The sequence below is a fragment of the Collinsella sp. LCP19S3_B7 genome (assembly GCF_052121795.1).
Taxonomy (GTDB): Bacteria; Actinomycetota; Coriobacteriia; order Coriobacteriales; family Coriobacteriaceae; genus Collinsella.
Map to the genome: position 1 here is coordinate 1 of NZ_JBQKDO010000022.1, position 23,208 is coordinate 23,208.

Below are 23,208 nucleotides of genomic sequence, written 5' to 3' on the forward strand. Positions count from 1 at the left end.
TGCGACACATCTGGTGTGTCCATCCTCGCAGTATCCGGTTCTCAAGGTGCACGCCTGCGCCGGTTCCCGGTCCGACCGGGCCGCGCGGCAAGGAGATATATTGCCAGACCGCGAAGCGATGTGGGACGTCAATTCCACTCTTCACAAGTCCTACACAATATATCGCTTCCTATATAAGTAATAGAAAGGCTGGTGCAGAAATACTGCACGTATCAGATGATGACCCTTCGGTTAAGAGATATATAAAGATCGGTCACCTGTAAGTATCTATCTACCCGCGCTTTTGCTATATAAACCAGCGCCTTAGATAAAAAGAGGGAGCGCCGCGCACAGCGCGACACTCCCCTAGCGATTCAAGAGAATCAATTAGGCCTCGAGAGCCTTCTTGGCGATGGTAGCCAGCTCGTTGAAAGACTCGATGTCCTCGTAAGCCATCTGAGCCAGGACCTTGCGGTCGAGCTCGATACCGGCGACCTTCAGGCCGTGCATGAACTGAGAGTAAGAGATGTCGTTCAGGCGAGCAGCAGCGTTGATACGGGTGATCCAGAGAGAGCGAATCTCGCGCTTCTTATTGCGGCGGTCACGGTACTGATACTGCAGAGAGTGCTGGACCTGCTCTTTAGCATGCTTGTAAGTACGCGAAGCGGCACCGTAGTAACCCTTCGCACGGTGCATAACGGTACGGCGCTTCTTCTTGGCGGCAACTGCGCGCTTAATACGTGCCATGTTCTATCAACTCCTAGACGGTTAAACGAAAAACGGGAACGCTAACTTAGGCGAGACGCGACTTGATGACCTTGCGGTCGGCAGCGGCGATCTCGGTCTCCTGACGGAAGCCACGCTTACGCTTGGTGGACTTCTTGCTCAGGATGTGGCTCTTGAAAGCCTTGGCGCGCATAAGCTTGCCGGTACCAGTCTTGCGGAAACGCTTCTTGGTGCCGCTGTGGGACTTCATCTTAGGCATGAAATACTCCTTAATCGGTTACAGAACACTAGTTACTTAGTATCACTTGCCGCTTTATCCTCATCAAAGGCGCCCTTAATTGGGGCGAGCAGCATAAGCATGTTACGGCCTTCCATCTTAGGCTTGGACTCGACCGTAGCGTAAGGCTTAAGATCCTCGGCGAGACGCTCGAGAACGTTAAGACCCTGCTCCGGGTGAGCCATCTCACGGCCGCGGAACATGATGGTGATCTTAACGCGTGCGCCCTTCTTGAGGAAACGCAGAACGTGGCCCTTCTTGGTCTCGTAGTCGCCAACGTCGATCTTGGGTCGGAACTTCATTTCCTTAACCTCGACCTTGGACTGGTTCTTACGAGCAGCCTTGGCCTTCATGGCCTGCTGGTACTTGAACTTACCGTAGTCCATGACCTTGCAGACCGGCGGCTCCGCGTTGGGAGCGATCTCGACAAGGTCGAGACCCTGATCGTCGGCGACGCGCTGGGCATCGCGGATGGCGAACAGGCCGAGCTGAGAGCCATCGACGCCAATCAAACGGCACGAAGATGCAGTGATCTCGTCGTTGATGCGGGTGTCATCAGACTTAGCTATTTTCCCTACCTCCATTCATAAAAAAATAACCCGGCGCTTTTTTGCAACCAGGTCGTACACATAGACATCCTCGATATGAGGAAGAGAATCTAAGTTGTATGACCAGTCAGCTGCTCATTGGCGCCAAAAGGTGGGAACCCTCGGGTTCCTCTTTAGGGCATTGCGGAAACAACGCCTTGGCGATAATAACACGTACCGCTCGTTATCACATTACGTACACGAAAAAGGGGGCCTCGACCCCCTTGAACGCTCTTTTGCATGTATGGTGCCCGAGGCGAGACTCGAACTCGCACGTTGTTGCCAACGGTGGATTTTGAGTCCACTGCGTCTGCCAATTCCGCCACTCGGGCACGTATTGCGTGAGTTAGTTTATCACAGCTTTCCGTAGATTAGTCCGAAAATGGAACTTCGAGCATTTCGATGAGTTCGACCGTGCGGAGCATCTCGCGCTGGCGGCATCCGCGACCGTCGACCGAGGCCTCGCCCATCTGGTTATCGTAGGGGTCCTCACGCATACCGTCAAAGACGGGTTCAAACTCTGCCTGGAACCGACAGTTTGCCACCATGCGCCATGGATCGAGGTTGCCAAAGTAGTGGCGGCGGCGCCATTCCTCCCCCATCCTGCGTGCCGAGGATCCAAACGAGACATCGGCGTTAAGCCAACCCGTCTGCGGTGTATAGAACTCCGCCCAGTCATGCGAGCCCACCGAGTCGGGCGCAACGTACAGGCCGCTCTGCCAACGTGCGGGCACGCCGGCGATGCGGCACATGGTGATAAACGTGAGTGCCATAACACCGCAATCACCGCGAAGCGAATGCGCGCAGTCATCGGCGATAGAGCCCAGAAGCAGATACGGTGGCTGGTATCGATAGTCGATATGATGCGTCAAATAATCATAGATAGCCCGAGCGCGGTCGAGCTGATCCTCGAGACCATCGATAACATGTTCGGTCAGCTGCTGCAGATACGGCGTGAATGCAATATGCGGTCGGTCCTCGGAAATATCCTTGGGCAGCGGCGCGTCCATACACGGATGCGCCGGAAGCGCTCCCCCGTAGATATCGCAATAAGCGGCATCAATCAGATAACGATAGGTCACTGAGAACGATCGATCAGCCGAGGAAACCCACGAGGCGGTACGCGCCAAAGCGTTCGCGGGAGCAAGGACCCCCTCCGGCGTCATATCGAGAATCTCGATATGAGACTGCTGGCGGCAGGCTGCGGCAACGGGAAGCCACGCGCGAACGGCCTCCCCCTCCAGAGCACCGGGAACAGACACGGATGCTTTAAGCGTAATGGCACGAGACAGCCCGCCCTGTGATTCCATCTTTTTAAGCATCTGATTGCGCAGCGCAGTTCCATCCGTAGAATCGGGACGCAGGCCCGGAACCTCCTTGGGATACACACGCAAAGAATCAAGGAAGTTGTCGAGAACGAACAGTTCACCATCGATAAAGCGCCAGTCGATGCGCTTGCGATCGATCAGGTCGTCAAACTGATCCTCGGTAAACTCCGGCCACTCCTCGCGGATCATCGCAATAGCCTGATCGCGCGACACCGAAAAATGAAACGACGTCTCGATCATGCGATACCGCTCGGCACGAACACAAGCAGCCAGCGAAGGCTCAGGGTTCTGCTCCAAAAGGCGATCGCAGGCAGCAACAGCCTGCGTCAAATAGCCGGCATCCTTAAGACGAAGAATCTCAGGCGGTAGTCCAATATCGAGATGACGAAAATCATCACAGCAAACATCAACAGAGCAACCAACGGGGCCCTCGGCAACAACCTTTCCATCGGCAGGCAAAACATTAACGACAGCCATAACCACTCCCACGCAGAACGACAACCTGAGACCATTGTACCGACATAAAAAGAAAGCCCCAACAAGGGAGCCATCAACACCGCTGAACGGTAGTCAAATAAATAATTCAGCCCAGTAACCCTGTAGCGAGTTAACGAAGGAGGCCCCGTTCACCCGGAGCTTTTCCCATTGCGCGACTTCTGGCAAAGCCAGGTGAGCGCAAGGGAAAAGCGTAGGGTGAACGGGGCCTCCGACGGGAAAGTTAAACCGCTACTTACGCCTTGTTGACGGAGCCAAACTCCTCCATGAGCTCCTTGGTGCGAGCAACGATGTTGTCGCGACCAGGCTTGAGGAGCTTGCGGGGATCGAAGCCCTTGCCCTGCTGATCCTTGCCAGCCTCGATGTACTCGCGGACGCCCTTGGCAAAGACAAGCTGCAGGTCGGTGTTGACGTTGATCTTGGAGATGCCCAGGGAGATGGCCTTCTTGATCTGATCCTCGGGGATGCCGGTACCACCGTGCAGAACGAGGGGCAGGTCGCCGGTCTGAGCCTTGATCTCGCTCAGACGCTCGAAGGAAAGACCGGCCCAGTCGGCGGGATACACGCCGTGGATGTTGCCGATGCCGCAGGCGAGGAAGTCGACGCCCAGGTCAGCAATCTGCTTGCACTCAGCGGGGTCAGCGAGCTCGCCGTTGGAGGTCACGCCGTCCTCGGTGCCGCCGATGCCGCCGACCTCGGCCTCGATGGACATGCCCTTGGAATGGGCAAGCTCAACGAGCTCCTTGGTGCGATCGAGGTTAAGCTGGAAGGTTTCCTCGTGAGAGCCGTCATACATGATGGACGTGAAGCCGGCCTCGATGCACTTGAAGCAGTCCTCGTAAGAACCGTGGTCGAGGTGAAGGGCGACGGGAACGGTAACACCCGTGGCCTCGACGGCAGCCTTGACCATGTCGGCGCAGACCTTGAAACCGCCCATCCACTTAGCGGCACCAGCGGTGCACTGAAGGATCAGCGGAGACTTGGCCTCCTCGGCGGCCTGGAGAATAGCCAGAGTCCACTCGAGGTTGTTGGTGTTGAAGGCACCGAGAGCATACTTGCCGGCCTCGGCCTTCTTGAGCATGTCTGCTGCGTTGACGAGCATAAAAGAAACCTCCTGTAAGGTTGCTCCGATAACGCATGAGATTTTACCACGGCGTACCCGAGCGTAAACGTTCGTTTGTTCACGAATATCGTCCAAACAGACTTTTTTTGACCGTTTGCCCTACGGAATCGGCCCGTTGGGGAAAATATCTTGACGTTTGGACACTTCTCGTGCTTAAGCAGCTGACTACAAAGCTACATCTGCATGAAAGGGTTCTGCATGAGCTCGCGCGCCATAGTGGTCGAATCACCATGACCCGTTAAACAAACGGTATCGGCTGGAAGCAGCTGGGCGAGCTTGGAGAGCGAGCGCAGAATCGCCGCCTCGTCGCCACCGGCGAGATCGGTGCGGCCGTGGCTGCCCGGGAACAGGGTGTCGCCAACAAAGGCGATGCTTCCCTGCTCGGTGGCGGCGAACAAGACAATGCCACCCGGTGTGTGACCGGGCGTCTCGATCACCTGCAGGCAGATATCACCCAATTCAATCGTATCGCCCTCAGCAAGCAATCGCGTCGGCTCGCCCGGATCGGGCGTATCGATGCCCCACATCGCTCGCTGCTCCTCGATATTCTCAAGAGATACCAACACGTCCTTCGCACCTAATTCATATAGGAAACCCTTACCGACGGCGGCTCGCGCTCCGGCAACGCCACCTACGTGATCGGCATGGCCATGGGTGCAGACAGCGCCTAGCACGTGCGCGTCAGGATGCTTGGCATAGATATGTTCCACAAGACGCTCACCTTCCCAGGCCGGATCGATAATCAGGCATTCGCCGCTCGAGATTACGGCGTAACTGTTGGTCTGAATGGGGCCGTTTACAAGCGCCTCAATCGAAGCCGTACCCCGAGGGGTTAAGTCCAAAGCTGCAATGGCCATGAGCACGTCCTCCTTCTACAAGCGTCGAGGCATCAAACGATGCCTCGAACGTAGCCAATATTATTACCGTTGTGCGTTCGTCACGCCTATACGCGACGCTTAAGCTGAGCCCCACCCTCGCCAGGCATCAGACGGCGTGCGTCATAGACCGAGTCGACACTGCTGATGGATGACAGCAGCGGATCCAGACCGCTCGCGTCCGAAATCTCGACCATAAAGCGCAGGGTCGCAATGCCCTCGCGGTTGGTCGAGGTAGCGGCGGAAAGGATATTTCCGCCTGCATCGCCAATGGCGATGGTGACATCCTTGAGCAAGCCCATACGATCCAAGCACTCGACCACGATCTCGACCTGGAAAAGCGTATCGGCAGCACCATCCCACTCCACGTCAATCATGCGCTCGGGGTGTTCCATGAGACCCTTGACGTTGGGGCAGTTGGCACGATGCACCGAGACGCCTCGACCGCGCGTGATAAAGCCCACGATGTCGTCGCCCGTCACCGGATTGCAGCAATGCGCCAGACGAACCAGCAGGCCGCTGTTGCTCTCGCCCTTGACGATAATGCCGTTACTTGCGCTCTTGCCACGCTTTTGCGGTTTGCGGTTGGAACCGCGGGCAGGCTGCTTGACGACCTCAGCGATGGCTTCGGCCTTGGTAAGCTGCTCCTCGGGCTTGGGATCCAAGATTTGCTCGACCTTATTGCCCACAGCGCGCGGGGCGACCTTGCCCGCGCCAACGGCTGCGAACAGGTCCTCGAGTTGCTTGAAGTTAAACTGCTCCGCCACGGCATTGAGTGCACGCGTGGATCGCGGCGTAGAGATGCCGTACCCGCGCTTGCGCAGGTCCTTGGCCAGCATATCGCGACCGGCAGCAGCGTCATCGTCTTTGGTCGCAGCGGCGAAGTAACGGCGAATCTTTGACTTGGCCGAAGGCGTCTTGACGATCTTGAGCCAATCGCGCGACGGCTTGGAGCTCTTGTTAGTCAGGATCTCGACACGGTCACCCGTCTTGATTTCGTGCGTGAGCGGAGCCACCGCACCGTTGATTTTGGCGCCGACGCAGTGGTTGCCGACCTCGGTATGAACAGCGTAGGCAAAGTCGAGCGGTGTAGAGCCCGCACGAAGCGCCATGACCTCACCCTTGGGCGTAAAGACAAAAATCTCCTGGTCAAACAGGTCGACCTTCAGTGAGTGCAGATATTCTTTGGCATCGGTGATCTCGTCAGAGGCTGCCCAATCGAGCGAGTGCTTGAGCCAGTTAATCTGATCGTCCAGACGCTGTGCGTCGTTGGTCTTGGAGGCAGACGATCCGCCCGATTTCTTATATAGCCAGTGGGCGGCGATGCCGTACTCGGCCTGCTCGTGCATCTCGTAGGTTCGAATCTGAATCTCGAGCGGACGGGCCGTGGGGCCGATAACCGTCGTATGGAGCGATTGGTAGTTATTGACCTTGGGCATAGCGATATAGTCTTTAAAACGACCGGGCATGGGATGCCACAAAGTATGCACGGCACCAAGCGTGGAATAGCAATCGCGCACCGAATGGGTGATGACGCGCAGCGCCACCAGATCATAAATCTCGGAGAACTCCTTGCCCTTGCGCTTCATCTTTTGATAGATGGACCAATAGTGCTTGGAACGACCGTTGATCTGAAAACCCTCAAGGCCAATGCGGTCGAGCTCATCGGTAAGCGTCTTGATAGTCTCGGCCAGAAAGCGTTCGCGAACCTCGCGTGACTCTGCCACCATGCGGGCGATGCGCTGGTAAGCGTCGGGTTCAAGGTAGAAGAAGGACAGATCCTCGAGTTCCCACTTGATAGAGCTCATGCCCAGGCGGTCGGCCAGGGGCGCGTACACATCCATGGTCTCGCGCGCCTTAAACAGGCGGCGGTCCTCGCGCAGGGCGGCAAGCGTGCGCATATTATGCAGGCGGTCGGCGAGTTTGACGATGATGACGCGAATGTCCTTGGACATGGCGAGGAACATCTTGCGCAGCGTAAGCGCCTGCTTTTCGTCCATGTTGTCGACTTCGATGTTGGTGAGCTTGGTCACGCCGTCGACGAGCTCTGCCACGGTTTCGCCAAACAGACCCGAAACATCGGCAAGCGAGGTATCGGTATCCTCGACGGTATCGTGCAGCAATGCAGCGCACACCACATCGCAGTCCATCTTAAGGTCGGCCAAAATGATAGCCACATCGACGGGATGGTTAATGTACATCTCACCCGAGCGCCGCTTTTGGTTGCAGTGCTTCTCGGCAGCAAAGCAGTAGGCCTGCTCCACCTTGGAGAAGTCATCCTCACTCATATATTTAAGGCACAGGCGCTCCAGCTTGTCGTAGCTGTCCGCCATAATCTCGGGCGGTAGATCATCGGCATGCGTATAGTGCTCCATCTCCGAAAAGGGCTGGAGGGCGAAATCATGGGCGGTACGGGCTGCGGCATCCATCGAGGTCCCCTTCCCTAGGCCCGCGGTACGATCGGGCGGTTAATTTTGGTAAGCATATCAGAAGCGCACGAATCGAGTGCCCAACTCCGGAAAGCCGAGAACTCCATGCGCGAGCGCAAGCCCTCCAAATAGCGGATCGACCTGCTCAACTGCACGCGCCCGGGGTTTTCGGTCATCGCGATGCGACGGGTATCGTCAAACCCCGAAACGTGACAGAAACCGAGCTCTTCGAAGATTCCCAAGCCGCTTGCCACCGAACGCTCATCGACCGGCGTGCGCGCGTCGATTGCAAGGCACATCTGCGCAATGTCGATATCGCTTGCGCAGAATGAATCGTCCCCCGTCTTGCCACGATTGGAGCGCCACATGGTCTGCAGCGCCCGATAGAGCGTGACAAGCTCATCGCGCTCGGGCGCGTAACAATCGAGCAGGCGCTCATTAATACGAGCGTCACGAGACGAATAGAGCAGGTGAATCACGGCAGGCTGCCCATCGCGGCCGGCACGGCCACTCATCTGGTTAAACTCAATCGCGCCAAACGGCATGTGGTAGAGCACGACATGGCGGATATCGGGCAGGTTGACGCCCTCACCGAAGGCCGAGGTTGAAACGATGCAGCTCAGGCTGCCATCTCGAAACGCCTCCTCGACGCGTCGGCGATCGGAACGCGCAAGCCCGGCGTTATAGAACGCGATATGGGTCGCGCAGTCGGGCACACGTTTGCGCAACGTCTTGGCAAGCGCCACGGACTGGTCGCGCGAGTTCACGTAGATGACGGTCTTCTCCCCCGTCGCAACGATCGAAACCAGGCGATTTTCACGGCTCGCAAGGTCACGATCGTCCTCGAGTTGTAGGTTCTCGCGAACGGTCTCGTCGACCACCGTGCTGGTAATCGGCAATACGCGAGCAAGCTCTGCCACAACTGGAGCCGTCGCGGTAGCCGTTGCCGCCATGACAACGGGGTCGCCCAGGGCTTTAAGAATATCGGGCATATCGAGGTATGCACTCCGGTCACCACCCTTAGCAAGACCGGCATGGTGCGCCTCATCGATAACAACGAAGCCAATACGTCCAGAACGCGCAAATCGATCGCGGTGGATAGACAAGAACTCGGGCGTCGTGAGAACGATACCGGTGCGATCCGAAGCAAGGCCGGCGAACACGTCATCACGTACGGCCTCCACGGTCTCGCCAGTCAGCACGCCGACACCAATGCCGAGCTCGGCCATCGTCGAGGAAAGGTGATAGGCCTGATCGGCAACGAGCGAACGCAGAGGATAGACAAAAATGCTCGCACGCCCGCGAAGAACCGCCTCGCGCGCGGCATGCACATGGAAAATCAGAGACTTGCCACGCCCCGTCCCCATAACGGCCAAAACGCTCTGATGGTCGGCAAGCGCGTCGAGTGCCTCGACCTGCGCGCGATGCGGCTGGTTCGAGCCGATAAAGCTATGGATAAGCGAGCGCGTGAGCTCGGTATAAGAAAGCTGGGCGAGCGTCTCGCGTTTACGCGACTCCAGGCGCAGACCAGAATCCGCCGGTTGCACGCCGCGGCGAAGCTCACATGCCGGATCGTCGATATTGGGCGCCGCGGTATCGCGCACCAAGACATCTTTGATCATGAGCTTGGGCTTCACACGTCCCTGCCAATGCTCGGCCACGGCCTCGAACACCAAGTCGACGGCGCTGTCGCAATTGATGAGCCTATCGATCTGCGGCACGCGGAACATGATGGCCGGCACACTCGCGGCACCATCGGTCGCCACAAAGCGCATGTGCTCGCCGGTTTTGCCCACCACGGCGCGATCGCACATCGTCACGCCCTCGGCGGCCAGAAGCGGCACCTTATTGCCCTGGCCAAACGGCTCAAGACGGGAAATTTGCTCGATGGTCTCGATATTTAGCTCGGAGAGATCAACGGTGGCGGCAACCTCGTCAGTGTCCTCAAAGTCCTCGGCGGGAAGCTCCGATAGCACGGCCGAAAGGCGACGGCGAAACTCATCGAGCTTGGATGCCTCGATGGCCACACCCACCGCACCGGCATGCCCGCCGCGACGAATCAGCAGGTCGGAGCAACGCTCGACGGCGTCGAACAGGTTGATCTTGCCCACCGAGCGGCCCGATCCGCGCGCAACGCCATCCTCGATCGAGAAGAGCAGCGCCGGCACGTGATAGCGATTGGTCAAGCGGCTCGCCACGATGCCCTTGACGCCCTCGTGCCAGCCCTCGCCGCCCACGACGATTGCACGCCCGCCGTCATAAGTCTCCTCGACCTTCGCCATGGCATCGCGCGTAAGCTCGGCCTCGATCTCGCGGCGTTGGCGATTGATTTCCTCGAGCTCGGCGGCAAGCGCGCTCGCTTCGATGGGGTCGCGGGCAAGCAGCAGGTCGAGCGCCAGCTTGGGATCGGCCATGCGGCCGGCAGCATTCAGACGGGGGATGAGCGAAAACGACAGGCCGTCGGCCGTAATGGTAGAAAGGTCGGCCTTGGCAAGTGCGGCAAGCGCGATATAGCCGGGACGGGCCGTCACGCGCATCTGCTGGATGCCCTCGGCGACCAGTGCGCGATTCTCGGGCGTAAGCGGCATCATGTCGGACACGGTGCCCAGAGCCGCGACCTCTATCAGCGAACGCCAATACGACGGCTTGCCCAAACGCTCGCCCAGGACCTGCACCAGCTTGAGTGCCACGCCGGCACCGGCAAGCTCGCGCGAGGGACCCTTGTCCTCGAGCTTGGGGTCGGTCAGGGGCACGCCCTGCGGCACCTGGTCGGACGGCTCGTGATGGTCCGTGACCACCAAATCGATCCCCAGGCTCTCCAGATAGGAGGCCTCTTCCTTGGCGGCAATGCCGTTATCGACGGTCACGATCAGCTGGGGACGAGCGAGCTCGTTAACGCGGTCGAGCGCCGCACGCGACAGGCCGTAGCCCTCGTCAAAACGATGCGGAATAAACGGCGTGACGTTGGCGCCAAACGAACGCAGCGCCTCGGTCAACAGACAAGTCGACGTAATGCCGTCGACGTCAAAATCGCCAAAGACGGCGATGCGCTCGTGGCTGCGAATAGCACGCTCAACGCGGTCGACGACGACCGCCATACCCGGAATAACGAGCGGGTCCGCCCAGTCGCGATCGAGCGAAGGCGTCAAAAAAAGCTGGCCTTCCTCGATGGATGTAATGCCGTGCGCAACCATAATGCGCGCCACCAGCCCGGGTATGCCCAGGCCAGCCGAAAGCTCCTTTTCGAGCTCGGGGTTTTGCTGAGCGACCGCCCAGCGATGCGTTGTCTTAAGCGATGACATAGGCGCCCACCCCCGATAGGGGCAGGTCGCCGCGATACCTCTCACGGTTCATAGCGATGAGTCCTCTGTGTATGCCCGCTTCGGCAGGCAGATCTGTTGAACGGATTTATTATACCGTGCGGCGCGGACGCACAACGTCCAGCACGCCGTGGTTTCGATAAACGAGGGCGGTAATAGCCTCGAAATAATCGGGCGTTTCAGCCACACGGACGCATGCGAGCGTCTAGCATATCCATTCAAAACGGATTCACGAGCAAAGGGAGTCACAAGCGCATATGAAACAATGGGTTGGACTGGGTAAGTTCCTCGCGGGGCATATGCAGATCATCGTTCCGATTTGCGTGACGCTCGGCGTGCTCTTTCCCCAGCAGATCGGCGTACTCAAGCCCATCGTCCCCACCCTGTTTGCCTTTATGACGTTCCAAGGTGCCCTCAGCAACACCTTCCATCAGGTAGCCGAAGTATTCCGCCGTCCGCTGCACCTGATTTTGGCGCTGCTGGTCTCGGCGGCGCTTATTCCCATAACAGCCTATGCCATGGGGTCGCTGTTCTTTGGCTCCAACCCCAACCTAGTCTGCGGTATCGTGCTCGAGTACAGCGTACCTGTGGCAGTCACTGCCTTTATGTGGATTAGCATGTTCGGCGGCAACGGCCCGCTCGCGCTCACCATCATCCTGACGTCCTCGGTTATCTCACCCGTTACGATTCCGCTCACGCTTAAGCTCTTGCTGGGCGCCACCGTCTCGATCGACGTACCGGGCATGATGCAGAACATGGCCTTCATGATCGCTATCCCCGCCCTGCTCGGCATCGTGATTAACGAACTCACGCGCGGATGGGGACACGAGAAGCTCTCCCCCGCGCTCTCGCCCGCCTGCAAGTTCATGATGATGGGTGTTATCGCGTCGAACTCCACCGCCATGAGCGAGTACGTGCTGCACATGAACGCGGTGCGCTTGGAAGTCGCCCTCTTTATTTTGATCTTCGCCATCAGCGGCTTTGTCGTCGGTATTCTGGTCGCCCGCGCACTGCATCTGCCGTATAGCGAAACGACTACCATGTGCTTTACCTGCGGTATGCGCAACATCTCTTCGGGCGCCGTCATCGCCACGCAATACTTTCCGGGCGAAGTCGTATTTCCCGTCATGTGCGGAACGCTGTTTCAGCAGATACTTGCCTCGCTTATCGGGCATCTCTTTGAGCGTCTAACCGGCGAGGAGCGCGCTGCTCAGCGCAAGCGCGTCGAGGCCGGCCGCGACGCCATGGCACGCTAGGCTGTCCGCATTACGCGGGTGTTAGTCTTGCTATACGAGCGTTTCCAGATGCGCGCGCAGGCGCTCAGCATCGATATCGAGGGTCGTCTCGGCATTGACCTGGGCCAAACGATAGCCGACAAAGTAGGGCGAAACCACCCAACGCGGCAGCGCCTTGGCAATGGTCCGACCGCCCAGGTGATAGAAGAACAAGTTGTACGACTCTGCACGGCCACCGTGGTGCTCGTTTAGGATATAACGCAGAGCTACCTGGATCGCATCGGCGAAGAGATCCGCCTCGGCTTGGTCCCGCGTGTCATCGCTGGCGGCGATTCCCCGCGGAGCTGAAACGTTGACCTCAAAGAACCCCATAATCGGTTCGGTTGAGATGTTGACCGCAATTCTCCCCTGTTGCCAGACATTGATGCCTTCGAAATTGGCGGAAGTCAGCGAAGCATAGCCATCTTCCTGCTCCAAACCCACAATCTGCATGTGCGGATGAACGAGGCTACCGCCCGAGAGCGGACCCTTGTTCTTGTACATGAGCACGCTTCGATACTGCTGTGAATCGATCATCTGCTGCCAGCAACCCAGGGCAAACCGCATCACATGATGCAGCTCGTCCGGCGCATAGGTCACCAGATCTGCGTCGTGGTCGGCCGACTCAATCAGCACGGTTTGACGGGTGGCGCGCAGGGTCTTGAACTTATTCTCGAGCCAGATACAGTCACCGTCGCGCCGGATGATATTGGCGAGTTCCTCGGTATCGCAAAAGGGGCACGCGGTGCCAGGGCGCCGGTTGTCGTCGGGCTTCCCGCTCGCCTGCTGAACGTCAAATACCAGGGGCACGGGTTATACCTCCAGCGGCACGATCTTGGTGCCATGGAGCTCGGAGACGCCCAGTGCCGCAGCCACGGTATCGCGGTTGGCCGCGGAAATGCCGCCGCCGGGAAGGATGGTCAGGCGATCGTCCGCGTAGTCGATAAGGTGCGACAGATGCTCCAGGTTGTCCTCAATCGGCGTGCCGGCGGCACCGCCATGCGTCAGGATGCGCGTTATGCCGCAGTCGGCGAGCGTGTCAATCGCGTCGAGCTGAGCCTCGGGCGAGAGCTGGTCAAACGCCATGTGAAAGGTGATGTCGATGGGCTCGCGCTTGCACTCCTCGGTCGCGCAGCCCGCAGCCATCACAAGGGCGCCCAACGCAAGTTCATCGAGCGCCCATCCGCCGGCACAAGGCTTGCAGCAACCAAAGACCAAGCCATCGACGCCGGCGCTTACGGCAAGGCCCAAGTCCATCTCCATCATGCGCAGCTCGTCCTGGTTGTAGTGAAAGTCGCCGCCACGCGGACGGATCATGCACATCACCCGTGCATCGTGCTCGCGAGCATAGCTGGTCGTAGCGCTGATAACGCCGGCCGAGGGCGTGGTGCCACCAACCGCAAGGTTGTCGCACAGCTCAATGCGTCCCGCACCGGCCGCAATGGCCGCCGGCACCCGCTCAAAGTTCTCGGCACAAAACTCGTACAGCATAGATAGACCCCCAGATGACACTTCTATTTCCACACGGCATTGTCGCACTTTAAATACCAAGCCAACGGATCATTTCAAAAGGGGCGCTGACCGAGTTGGTCAGCGCCCCTATTACTGGATGGATTAACCACCAAGATAAGCTTTGCGGACGTTGTCGTCGTGCAGCAGCTCTTGGCCGGTGCCGGTCATGGTGATCTTGCCGGTCTCGAGCACGTAGCCGCGTGTGGCGATGGAAAGCGCCATCTGCGCGTTCTGCTCGACCAGGAGCACCGTGGTGCCGGCCTTGTGCAAATCCTCGACAATCTGGAAGATCTGCTCGATCAGGATCGGCGCCAGACCCATGGAGGGTTCGTCGAGCATGAGCAGCTTGGGGTTACTCATAAGGGCACGACCCATAACGAGCATCTGCTGCTCGCCGCCCGAAAGGGTGCCGGCCACCTGGCGACGGCGTTCCTTCAGGCGCGGGAACTGCTCGTAAACACGTTCGAGGCCCGGAGCAACCGTGGACTTGGGCTGTGTATAGGCACCCATCTCCAGGTTCTCCTCGACCGTCATCTGCAAAAAGGCACGACGCCCCTCGGGTACCTGAGACAGGCCCTTGCCAACCAGCTTGTCGGCGGGCGTATGGATAATGTCCTCGCCCATAAACTTGATGGAGCCGGTCTTGGAGCGCAGCAGGCCCGAGACAGTCTTGAGCGTCGTGGACTTGCCGGCGCCGTTCGCGCCAATCAGGGCAACGATCTCGCCCTCGTTAACGTTAAAGGAGATGTCCTTAATGGCGTGGATGGCGCCGTACCAGACGTTGATGTTGTAGACGGAAAGCATCGGCTCTGCCATTTAGTTCTCCCCCTTATCCTGCTTGCCCAGATAAGCCTCAATAACGGCTTCGTTGTTCTGGATTTCCTCGGCCGTGCCCTTGGCGATGACCTTGCCAAAGTTAAGCACGCAGATACCCTCGCAAATATTCATGACGAGCGACATGTCGTGCTCGATGAGCATGATGGCAATGCCAAAGGTGTCGCGAATCTTGACGATGTTCGCCATGAGCTCCGCAGTCTCGGACGGGTTCATGCCGGCGGCAGGCTCGTCGAGCAGCAGTAGCTTGGGATTGGTGGCAAGCGCGCGGACGATCTCCAAACGACGCTGAGCGCCGTAAGGCAGCGAGCCGGCCTGCTCGTTTGCCAGATGTTCCATATCAAAGATAGACAGCAGCTCCATGGCGCGCTCATGGGCGGCCTTCTCGTGCTTCCAATACGTCGGCAGGCGCAGCACGCCCTCAAAGCCGGAGTAGCGCTCCTGGTTGTGCAGGCCGACCTTTACGTTGTCCTCCACCGTCATGGTGTTGAACAGGCGGATGTTTTGGAAGGTACGAGCGATACCCATGCGGTTGACCTGGTAGACGGACTTGCCCGAGGTGTCCTCACCGTCGAGCAGGATGGTGCCGTGCGTGGGCTGGTACACCTTGGTGAGCAGGTTGAAGACCGTGGTCTTGCCGGCGCCGTTGGGGCCGATGAGACCGGCGATCTCGGTCTTACCGATGGTCAGGCTAAAGTCGTCGACCGCCTTAAGGCCGCCGAACTCAATGCCCAGGTGGATGCACTCGAGCGCCGGGCGCTCGCCCAGGTCGCGGGCGGGAACGATGGCGCCAGAAGGATACGGGACCATCTTGCCCTTGTTGAACTCAAACTTACTGGGCATCGGTTGCCACCTCCTTCTTGGAAGCAAAGCGGTCCTTAATGCGCGCGAAGAACGCCTTGAGCTGCGGGTTGTTAGTAAAGACCATGACCAGAATCAACACGATGGCGTAGATGAGCATGCGGTAGTCCGAGAACTGACGGAGCAGCTCGGGGAGCACCGTGAGCAGCGCCGCCGCGATGACGGAACCGCGCATGTTGCCCAGACCGCCCAGGACCACGAACACCAGAATGAGAATCGACGTGTTGAAGTCGAACTTAGTGGCGGAGAGCTGCGAGAAGTTACCGCCGAAGAGGGCTCCGGCAGCACCGGCGAGAGCGGCGGAGACCACGAAGGCGATCATGCGGTACTGGGTGACGGAGATACCCACGGACTCGGCAGCGATCTTGTTATCGCGCACGGCCATGATGGCACGACCGGTGCGGCTGCGGACCAAGTTGAGCACAATCACGAGCGCAACCATAACCAGGATGGCGCCAGCAAGGAACGTCGAGTAGGTCGAAACACCAGATGCGCCCTGGGCACCCTTGATGATAGCGGTGCCGTCTTCGAGCAGGTGCAGGTCGTCGATCGTGGAATTGCCCGTGATGTTAAAGATCACGTGCAGGCCGCGGGAATCGACGCCCACAATGAGGCAGGTAACGATCTCTTTGATAATCTCGCCAAAGGCCAAGGTTACGATGGCCAGGTAGTCACCGCTCAGGCGAAGAACCGGAATACCGATCAGGAAGCCCAGAATGGCAGCGGCGATAGCGCCGACCACAATGCTGATGATCAGACGCACCGGGTCGGACGGAACGGCGCTCTCCAGCGCGACGGCGGTGACGATTCCCGTATAGGCGCCGACGCTCATAAAACCCGCGTGGCCCAGCGACAAGTCGCCCGCGATGCCGACGACGAGGTTGAGCGAGATGGCCATGACGATATAGGCCGTGATGGGAACCAGCTGACCGACAATCATGCGCGGAATCATGTGGTTAGACTGCATAAAGAACACGATGGCGAACGCCACAACGCACATGGCGTACGTGACAAAGTCGTGACGCGTCTGCTTGTCTGTAAGAAACTTCATAACGCTCACCTACACCTTCTCGGGTACGTACTTGCCCAAGAGGCCGGCAGGCTTGACGAGCAGGACGATGATCAAAACGCCAAAGACGATGGAGTTGGCAAGGCTCGTGGAAATGTAAGCCTGCGCCATCGCCTCGATGATGCCGATGAGAATGCCGCCGACAAAGGCACCGGGGATGGAGCCGATGCCGCCGAAAACGGCAGCGTCGAAGGCCTTGATGCCAGGCATGGCGCCCGTGGTGGGCTGCAGAACCGGCGAGTAGGAGCACAGGAGCACACCGGCGATGGCGGCAAGGGCGGAGCCGATGGCGAACGTCATCGAGATGGTGCGGTTGACGTTGATGCCCATGAGCTGAGCGGCGGCCTTGTCCTCGGACACGGCGCGCATGGCCTTGCCCATCTTGGTCTTACCTGTAAAGATCATCAGACCGGCCATGATAACCAGGCAGGCGACGATGGTGACGAGCGAGACGGCACTTACGTTGAACTTGGCCAAGAACTCCGGCACCGGGAAGGTGACGAGCGAAGTGAAGTTCTTGGGCGTGGCGCCCCACAGAAGCTGCGCGGCATTCTGCAGGAAGTAGGACACACCGATGGCCGTGATCAGAACGGCCAGCGGGCCTGCTTGGCGCAGCGGCCTATAGGCCAGACCCTCAATGAGAACACCGAGAACCGTGCAGACCACACAAGAGAGAACTACAGATGCCCAGCCCGGGAGGCCGAGATACGACGTGGCGCAGAACGAGACATAGGCACCGACCATGATGACATCGCCGTGAGCGAAGTTGAGCATCTTGGCGATACCGTAGACCATGGTGTAGCCCAACGCGATGATGGCGTAGACGCTGCCCATGGACAGGCCGTTGACCAGGTATTGGATAAAGACCGTCATGTTCCACATCCCCCTTTCGAATAGGTTTCCAGTTGATGTATGAAACAGGGACGTTACGTTGTCCCCAGATACCAAGCAAGCAGGGAAGGCGAAAACCTCCCCTGCTTGGGATCAAAACCGCTCTATGTAAGGCGGCCTATTAGGCCAGTACGTACTTGCCGTCGGTGATGACATACGCCGTAGGATCCTTCTGGACCTGGCCCTTGTCGTTCCAGGAGAGCTTGCCGGTCAGACCGTCAACGGTAATCTTGAGCATAGCCTTGGGCAGCTTCTCGGCGACCTCGGTCGGGTCGGCGTCGACACCAAGACCGGCCTCCTTGAGGGCCTCGGCCACCGCGTGCACGCCGTCGTAGGCATCGGCGGCAAACTGGTCGGGGGTATCGCCGTACTTATCCTTGTAAGCGTTGACGAAGTCGGCGTTCTTCTCGTCGTCGGCGGAGAACGGGGTCATGAGCAGCAGACCCTCGGCAAGAGAGGTGTCGAAGCCCTCGACGCCCAGGATACCGTCCATGCCGTCGCAGCCCATCATCTTGACGTCATAGCCCATGTCCTTGGCGTTCTTGAGCAGGACGGACGCCGGCGTGTAGTAGATCGGCGCAAAAATCATGGTGGCGCCGGCCTGCTTGGCCTTGGTCAGCTGGTTGGTAAAGCTCGTAGCGGAGTCGTCCTTAAAGGTCTCCTCGTCAACAATCTCGAGCTTAGACTCAGCGGCCTGAGCCTTAAAGGAATCTGCAATGCCCGAAGAATAAGCGTCGCCGGAGTTATAGAACAGCACGAACTTCTCGTCCGCATACTTCTCTGCCAGGAACTTGGCAGCGTTGACGCCCTGGTTGGGGTCGGTAAAGCAAACCTGGAAGACGCAATCCTTTCCGTCGGTGACGTCCTCGGAGGACGCGGACGGGGTGATCATGAATGTCTTGGGGTCGTTGCTGCACTCTGCGGCAACGGCAACCGACGCACCCGTGGTGGTCGGGCCGACGAGGGCCTGCATGCCCCAGTCGAGCAGGTTATTAAAGGCGTTGACGGCCTTCTCGCCGTCGGCCTGGTCGTCCTCGGCCTTGCTGGCAAGCGGCAGCTCCTTGGTGGAGAAGTCCTTGCAGCCAAGCTCGACGCCCTGGGTAACGGACTTGCCGTAAGACGCGGCGGCACCGGTCAGCGGGCCAATGGTGCCGATCTTAAACGAAGCGTCGCTCGAAGCGGAACCGCTGTCGCCGCCGTTGGAGGAGCAGCCAGCTAGAATGGACATCGCCCCCAGACCTGCTGCGCTCGCGATAACGCTCCTGCGATTCATAACAGGGTTCAATGACTTACCGGTGAGGCTCGACATGCGGCTCTCCTCTCAAATCTCGTCGGGTTTCGGTTACCCAACAGGCCATCCTCCGCCGTCTTCGGCGTTCGCAAAATAGTAGACGCTTTAGTTGAGAAAAGTGGCGATTATTTTGAACTTTTCTTTTGCCTTATCCATTTATCCATAATTATGCGTATTTCTTTCGATTTATACAGTTTAAAGATTTTATTGTGTGAAAGTAATGTTTCCGTTTTGTTACAAGCTTTCCTGCCCTGAATAACATGGCCCCACCGGTCTCGTTATATGCACTTAGGCGGCGATGTACTTGCCGTCCTGAATCACATAGGCCGTAGCGGGCTTCTCGACTTGGCCCTCGTCATTCCACGTGAGCTCGCCTGTCAGGCCCTCAATCTTGATCTTGCGCATAGCCTTGGCAAGGTCGCCGGCAATGTCGGCGCCGTCGACCGTAATGTCGATGTCCGCCTCATCGATTGCCTCGACAATCGCGTGGATGCAGTCATAAGCATCGGCGGCAAACTGGTTGGGCGTCTCGTTGTAGGCGTCCTTATATGCCTTGACGAAGTCGGCGTTCTTCTCATCGTCGGCAGAGAACGGGGTCATGAGCAGCACGCCCTCGGCAAGAGAGGTGTCGAAGCCCTCAACGGAGAGCAGGCCGTCCATGCCGTCGGTGCCCATGAGGGTCATGTCGTAGCCCATGTCCTTGGCGTTCTTGAGCAGGACGGACGCCGGCGTGTAATAGATCGGGGCAAAGATAAGCGTGGCGCCGGCCTCCTTGGCCTTGGTGAGCTGGTTGGTAAAGCTCGTGGAAGAGTCGTCCTTAAAGGTCTCGGTATCGACGATATCGAGCTTGGAAGCCTTGGCCTGCTCGACAAAAGCGTCGGCAACGCCCGAGCTATACGTATCGCCGGAGTTGTAGAACAAGGCGATCTTGGCGTCTGCATACTTCTCGGCCAAGAACTTCGCGGCGCTGGCGCCCATGGTGGGATCGGTGAAGCAAACCTGAAAGACCGTGGTCTTATCCTTGGTGACGTCGAGCGACGAGGCCGAAGGCGTGACCATGAGCATATCGTCGGCGATCTCGCCCGAGACGGCGACGGCGGCACCAGTCGTGACGGGGCCGACGAGCGCCTGCATGCCCCAGTCGCACAAGGTATTGAAGGCGTTGATGGCCTTCTCGCCGTCGGCGACGTCATCCTCGGACTTAAGCGAGAGTTTGAGATCCTTGGTCGAGAAATCCTTGGCGGCGAGCTTGGCACCTTTCTCGGCCGAAACGCCATAGGTTGCCGCGGCGCCGGTCAGAGGGCCGATGACACCGATCTTGAAGGTCTTACCGTCATCGGCGGAGCCGCCGTCCGAACCACCCGACGAGCAACCAGCGAGCGTGGCAGCGCTGCCGAGCGCCGCGGCGCCGGCGAGAAAGTTCCTACGGCTGAGCGTGCTGTTGATGTTGAACATGGTGTCCCCCTTTTTCGCTGGCCGCGGTGCGGCCGTCTTGCGGTACGGGGCAAACCTTATGGCGTAAACGTTGACGGTTTGTTACGGAGTTCCGTTTGTAGCGAGCATGTTTCCAATGTTTCCGCAGCGTTTCGGGGGTGCCGTTTTGTGCGACTCCTGTTGCCTGGCGAGCACGCGCTCTCGGTTCACGCTAGAATGCACTCAACATTACTTGATCAATCAATCTATAAGATGCACGAAGGAGCTATCTATGAGCGAACCCCTGCGCACCGTGAACGTCGGTCTGATCGGTCTGGGAACCGTCGGCGGCGGCGTGGCCCGTCTGATCAAGAGCCACCACGATGAGTACCTGGCCGCCTACGGCATCGACCTTAAGCTGACCCGCGCCTGCGCGCTTGCCTGGGAGCAGGCCGAGGCAGCCGGTATTGAGCGCGAGGCCTTTACGAGTGACTGGCATGACGTCGTTACCGACCCAGCCGTCGATATCGTCGTCGAGCTGATCGGCGGCGAGCATCCCGCGACCGAGATCTTCACCACCGCCTTTGAGAACGGCAAGCACGTCGTCTCTGCCAACAAGGCCCTGCTGGGCCGTCATGTCGAGACGCTCGCCGAGAAGGCGCGCGCGTGCGGCGTGCAGATTAAGTGCGAGGCCAGCTGCGGCGGCGGCATCCCCATCGTGAGCACGCTCGAGCACGACCTGGTGGGTAACAAGATCCTGACCATTGCCGGCATTCTCAACGGTACCACCAACTATATCCTGTCGCGCATGGACGCCGAGGGCGCCGATTACGCCGACGTGCTTGCCGACGCGCAGGCCAAGGGCTATGCCGAGGCCGACCCGTCCGCCGACGTCGACGGCTTCGACGCCGCCAGCAAGACGGCGATCCTCGCCTCCATCGGCTTTGGCACCCGCGTGACCACCGACGATGTGTACCAGCAGGGTATCCGTACCATCGGCGCCGAGGACATCGCCCAGGCCCGCGAGCTCGGCTACACCATTAAGCTGCTCGGCATCGCCCGCAACACCGACGCCGGCGTCGACGTCCGCGTGCATCCCACGCTGATTCCCGCCGACCACATGCTTGCCAAGGTCAACGGCGCCATGAACGCTGTCTACGTGGTAGGCGACGCCGTGGGCGAGACCATGTTCTACGGTGCCGGCGCAGGCTCCTTCCCCACCGCGAGCGCCGTCGTGGGCGATATCCTGTCGCTCTCCGAGCAGATCAGCCGCGGCGTGGCTCCGCTGCCCGAGATTGAGCCCTATGGCCACAACCTCGCCTTTAAGCCCATGGACGAGCTCCAGACCAAGTACTATGTGCGCCTGAAGGTCGCCGACCGCGTGGGCGCCCTGTCCGAGACGGTCGATATCTTTGCCAAGCACAACATCTCGATCTCGCTCATCAACCAGGTCGAGGACGGCAAGTCGGGCGCCAGCGATACCTGCTCGGTCATCTTCCTGACGCACCGCGCGCTCGAGAAGGACGTCCAGGCTGCCGCCGCCGAGCTTGCCAGCGTCGACTGCGTGGCCGAGGTCGCCAACGTCCTGCGCATCGAGAACGTCGAGGCCTGGACCGAAGGCGTCATGGCCAACTAACCCAACGCTCGCCTAGCAATACGCGCTTTGAGGGCTCCCGTCCGATGTGGGACGGGAGCCCTTTTGCCTCCTGCCCTAAGCACAACGGCAGAGCACATTTGCGCGAGCCGCTCATCGGTAACGCGCGCTACCGTTCACCGATATGCAAACGCGGTCGATTCCGGCTACCGCTACGCTGTGCTGAGAGTGTCCGCCCGCGATGAGAGGAAGCACTATGTTGCTCGAGGGCAAGAAAGCAATCGTCACCGGAGGCACGCGCGGTATCGGCTATGCCATCGCCTGCCGTTTTATCGAAGAGGGCGCCGCCGTCACCGTCTTTGGCTCGCGCCAGGAGACTGCCGACGCGGCCGTTGAGAAGCTGGCGGCCGCCTATCCCGACGCCAAGGTCTGGGGCCGCTCCTGCGACCTCACCTCACTCGAGGCCGTGACCGAGGCTTTTACCCAGGCTGCAGCCGACATGGGCGGCTTGGACACGGTCGTCAACAACGCCGGCATCTCCCAGCGCTCGCCGCTTTTGGACTACACGGCCGAGGAGTTCGCCAAAGTCATGGACCTCAACGTCGTCGCTGTCTTTAACGGTCACCAGGCGGCCGCCAAGATTATGACCGAGGCCGGCCACGGCGGCACCATCACCACCACGAGCTCGATGGTCGCCAAGTACGGTCAGCCCTCCGGCGTCGGTTACCCCACGTCCAAGTTTGCCGTCAACGGCATGGTCCAGTCACTCTCGCGCGAGCTCGCCCCCATGGGCATTCGCGTCAATGCCGTCGCACCCGGCGTAACCAAAACCGATATGGTCGCCAACCTGCCCGAAGAGGTCATCAAGCCCATCATCGCCACCATTCCGCTGGGTCGCATGGGCGAGCCCGAGGATGTCGCCAACGCCTTTGTTTTCCTGGCGAGCGACATGTCCTCCTACGTCACGGGCGCCGTGCTCCCCGTCGACGGAGCCGCCCGCTCCTAAAGGTCGCAAGCCACGACTTCGAACCTCAACGAGGCCCAACGCAAAAGGCGCGCTGCCTGCATCAACCGCAGGCAGCGCGCCTTCTTCTGTTTGTAAGGGAAACTGCGTCCCGGTATTTCAGCTCCGAACGGGACACAGCTTCCCTCAGGGCCTTCTTTCGGAAACTATGTCCCATTCTGGGCGCGGATTCTGGGACGCGCTTTCCGCAAGGCCGGGACTGCGGACAAAAAGTTGGACCGTTGAGGTCCGGAACGGAGTCCGCATGGCATACAGTAGGAGAATGGTGGAGAGGGCCAGGGCGCTTCGCGGCGCCGGGCTCACCGT

Annotated in this window: 19 protein-coding genes and 1 tRNA gene; 3 read left to right on the forward strand and 17 right to left on the reverse strand. The window is 59.3% G+C overall.

Annotation, left to right across the window (positions count from 1 at the left end; all coding sequences use genetic code 11):
* Window positions 1–366 precede the first annotated feature (366 nt).
* The 9 genes from rplT to recJ form a co-directional block, all read right to left on the reverse strand.
* On the reverse strand, window positions 367–726 hold the full coding sequence (gene rplT, locus ACTQW0_RS07875; protein WP_006234421.1) for a 50S ribosomal protein L20: 360 nt from the start codon (window positions 724–726) through the stop codon (window positions 367–369).
* A 46-nt stretch (window positions 727–772) separates the two neighbouring features.
* Window positions 773–964 carry a 50S ribosomal protein L35 gene (gene rpmI, locus ACTQW0_RS07880; protein ID WP_006234422.1) on the reverse strand — a complete coding sequence of 64 codons (192 nt, stop codon included), beginning with the start codon at window positions 962–964 and terminating at the stop codon, window positions 773–775.
* A 32-nt stretch (window positions 965–996) separates the two neighbouring features.
* Entirely contained in the window at window positions 997–1,566 is a 570-nt protein-coding gene (gene infC, locus ACTQW0_RS07885) for a translation initiation factor IF-3 (RefSeq protein WP_006234423.1), read from the reverse strand.
* Window positions 1,567–1,814: 248 nt separating this feature from the next.
* A tRNA-Leu gene (locus ACTQW0_RS07890) sits at window positions 1,815–1,901 on the reverse strand.
* 39 nt (window positions 1,902–1,940) lie between these two features.
* Window positions 1,941–3,374 (reverse strand): transglutaminase-like domain-containing protein, encoded by a 1,434-nt coding sequence (locus tag ACTQW0_RS07895; RefSeq protein WP_441567662.1) that lies wholly within the window; start codon window positions 3,372–3,374, stop codon window positions 1,941–1,943.
* 253 nt (window positions 3,375–3,627) lie between these two features.
* The gene (gene fba, locus ACTQW0_RS07900) at window positions 3,628–4,494 is read right to left on the reverse strand and encodes a class II fructose-1,6-bisphosphate aldolase (protein WP_441567664.1); all 867 of its coding nucleotides are present in this window, start codon (window positions 4,492–4,494) and stop codon (window positions 3,628–3,630) included.
* Window positions 4,495–4,688: 194 nt separating this feature from the next.
* Window positions 4,689–5,372: an MBL fold metallo-hydrolase gene (locus ACTQW0_RS07905; protein WP_441567666.1), complete on the reverse strand. Its 684-nt coding sequence runs from the start codon at window positions 5,370–5,372 to the stop codon at window positions 4,689–4,691.
* Between the two features lie 86 nt (window positions 5,373–5,458).
* Window positions 5,459–7,819, reverse strand: coding sequence for a RelA/SpoT family protein (locus ACTQW0_RS07910; protein ID WP_441567668.1), 2,361 nt, complete (start codon window positions 7,817–7,819; stop codon window positions 5,459–5,461).
* Window positions 7,820–7,833: 14 nt separating this feature from the next.
* A complete protein-coding gene (gene recJ, locus ACTQW0_RS07915) occupies window positions 7,834–11,121 on the reverse strand; it encodes a single-stranded-DNA-specific exonuclease RecJ (RefSeq protein WP_441567670.1) in 3,288 nt (1,095 codons plus the stop codon).
* Window positions 11,122–11,396: 275 nt separating this feature from the next.
* On the opposite strand from recJ, the gene ACTQW0_RS07920 reads away from it, so the two are divergent.
* A complete protein-coding gene (locus tag ACTQW0_RS07920; protein WP_441567672.1) occupies window positions 11,397–12,395 on the forward strand; it encodes a bile acid:sodium symporter family protein in 999 nt (332 codons plus the stop codon).
* 30 nt (window positions 12,396–12,425) lie between these two features.
* Here the strand turns inward: ACTQW0_RS07920 and ACTQW0_RS07925 are convergent, their stop codons facing one another.
* The 8 genes from ACTQW0_RS07925 to ACTQW0_RS07960 all read right to left on the reverse strand — a co-directional run bounded on the left by ACTQW0_RS07925 (window position 12,426) and on the right by ACTQW0_RS07960 (window position 20,326).
* A complete protein-coding gene (locus tag ACTQW0_RS07925; RefSeq protein ID WP_427794446.1) occupies window positions 12,426–13,223 on the reverse strand; it encodes a DUF4931 domain-containing protein in 798 nt (265 codons plus the stop codon).
* A gap of 3 nt (window positions 13,224–13,226) precedes the next feature.
* Entirely contained in the window at window positions 13,227–13,904 is a 678-nt protein-coding gene (locus tag ACTQW0_RS07930) for a copper homeostasis protein CutC (protein WP_427719718.1), read from the reverse strand.
* A 123-nt stretch (window positions 13,905–14,027) separates the two neighbouring features.
* Window positions 14,028–14,741: an ABC transporter ATP-binding protein gene (locus ACTQW0_RS07935; RefSeq protein WP_229770701.1), complete on the reverse strand. Its 714-nt coding sequence runs from the start codon at window positions 14,739–14,741 to the stop codon at window positions 14,028–14,030.
* Complete coding sequence (locus ACTQW0_RS07940; protein WP_441567674.1) at window positions 14,742–15,602, reverse strand: ABC transporter ATP-binding protein; 861 nt, start codon at window positions 15,600–15,602, stop codon at window positions 14,742–14,744.
* A complete protein-coding gene (locus ACTQW0_RS07945) occupies window positions 15,592–16,671 on the reverse strand; it encodes a branched-chain amino acid ABC transporter permease (RefSeq protein ID WP_427719716.1) in 1,080 nt (359 codons plus the stop codon). Before ACTQW0_RS07945 ends, ACTQW0_RS07940 begins: the two co-directional genes overlap by 11 nt.
* 9 nt (window positions 16,672–16,680) lie before the next feature.
* Window positions 16,681–17,562, reverse strand: a complete 882-nt coding sequence (locus tag ACTQW0_RS07950) for a branched-chain amino acid ABC transporter permease (protein WP_154517188.1) — start codon at window positions 17,560–17,562, stop codon at window positions 16,681–16,683.
* A 139-nt stretch (window positions 17,563–17,701) separates the two neighbouring features.
* Window positions 17,702–18,889: an ABC transporter substrate-binding protein gene (locus ACTQW0_RS07955; RefSeq protein WP_427719715.1), complete on the reverse strand. Its 1,188-nt coding sequence runs from the start codon at window positions 18,887–18,889 to the stop codon at window positions 17,702–17,704.
* Between the two features lie 270 nt (window positions 18,890–19,159).
* Window positions 19,160–20,326, reverse strand: a complete 1,167-nt coding sequence (locus ACTQW0_RS07960) for an ABC transporter substrate-binding protein (RefSeq protein WP_441567676.1) — start codon at window positions 20,324–20,326, stop codon at window positions 19,160–19,162.
* A gap of 250 nt (window positions 20,327–20,576) precedes the next feature.
* Here ACTQW0_RS07960 and ACTQW0_RS07965 point away from each other — a divergent pair, with 250 nt between their 5' ends.
* Window positions 20,577–21,920 (forward strand): homoserine dehydrogenase, encoded by a 1,344-nt coding sequence (locus tag ACTQW0_RS07965; protein ID WP_441057765.1) that lies wholly within the window; start codon window positions 20,577–20,579, stop codon window positions 21,918–21,920.
* 214 nt (window positions 21,921–22,134) lie between these two features.
* Window positions 22,135–22,884, forward strand: a complete 750-nt coding sequence (locus ACTQW0_RS07970; RefSeq protein ID WP_427796203.1) for an SDR family NAD(P)-dependent oxidoreductase — start codon at window positions 22,135–22,137, stop codon at window positions 22,882–22,884.
* Window positions 22,885–23,208: the final 324 nt, after the last annotated feature.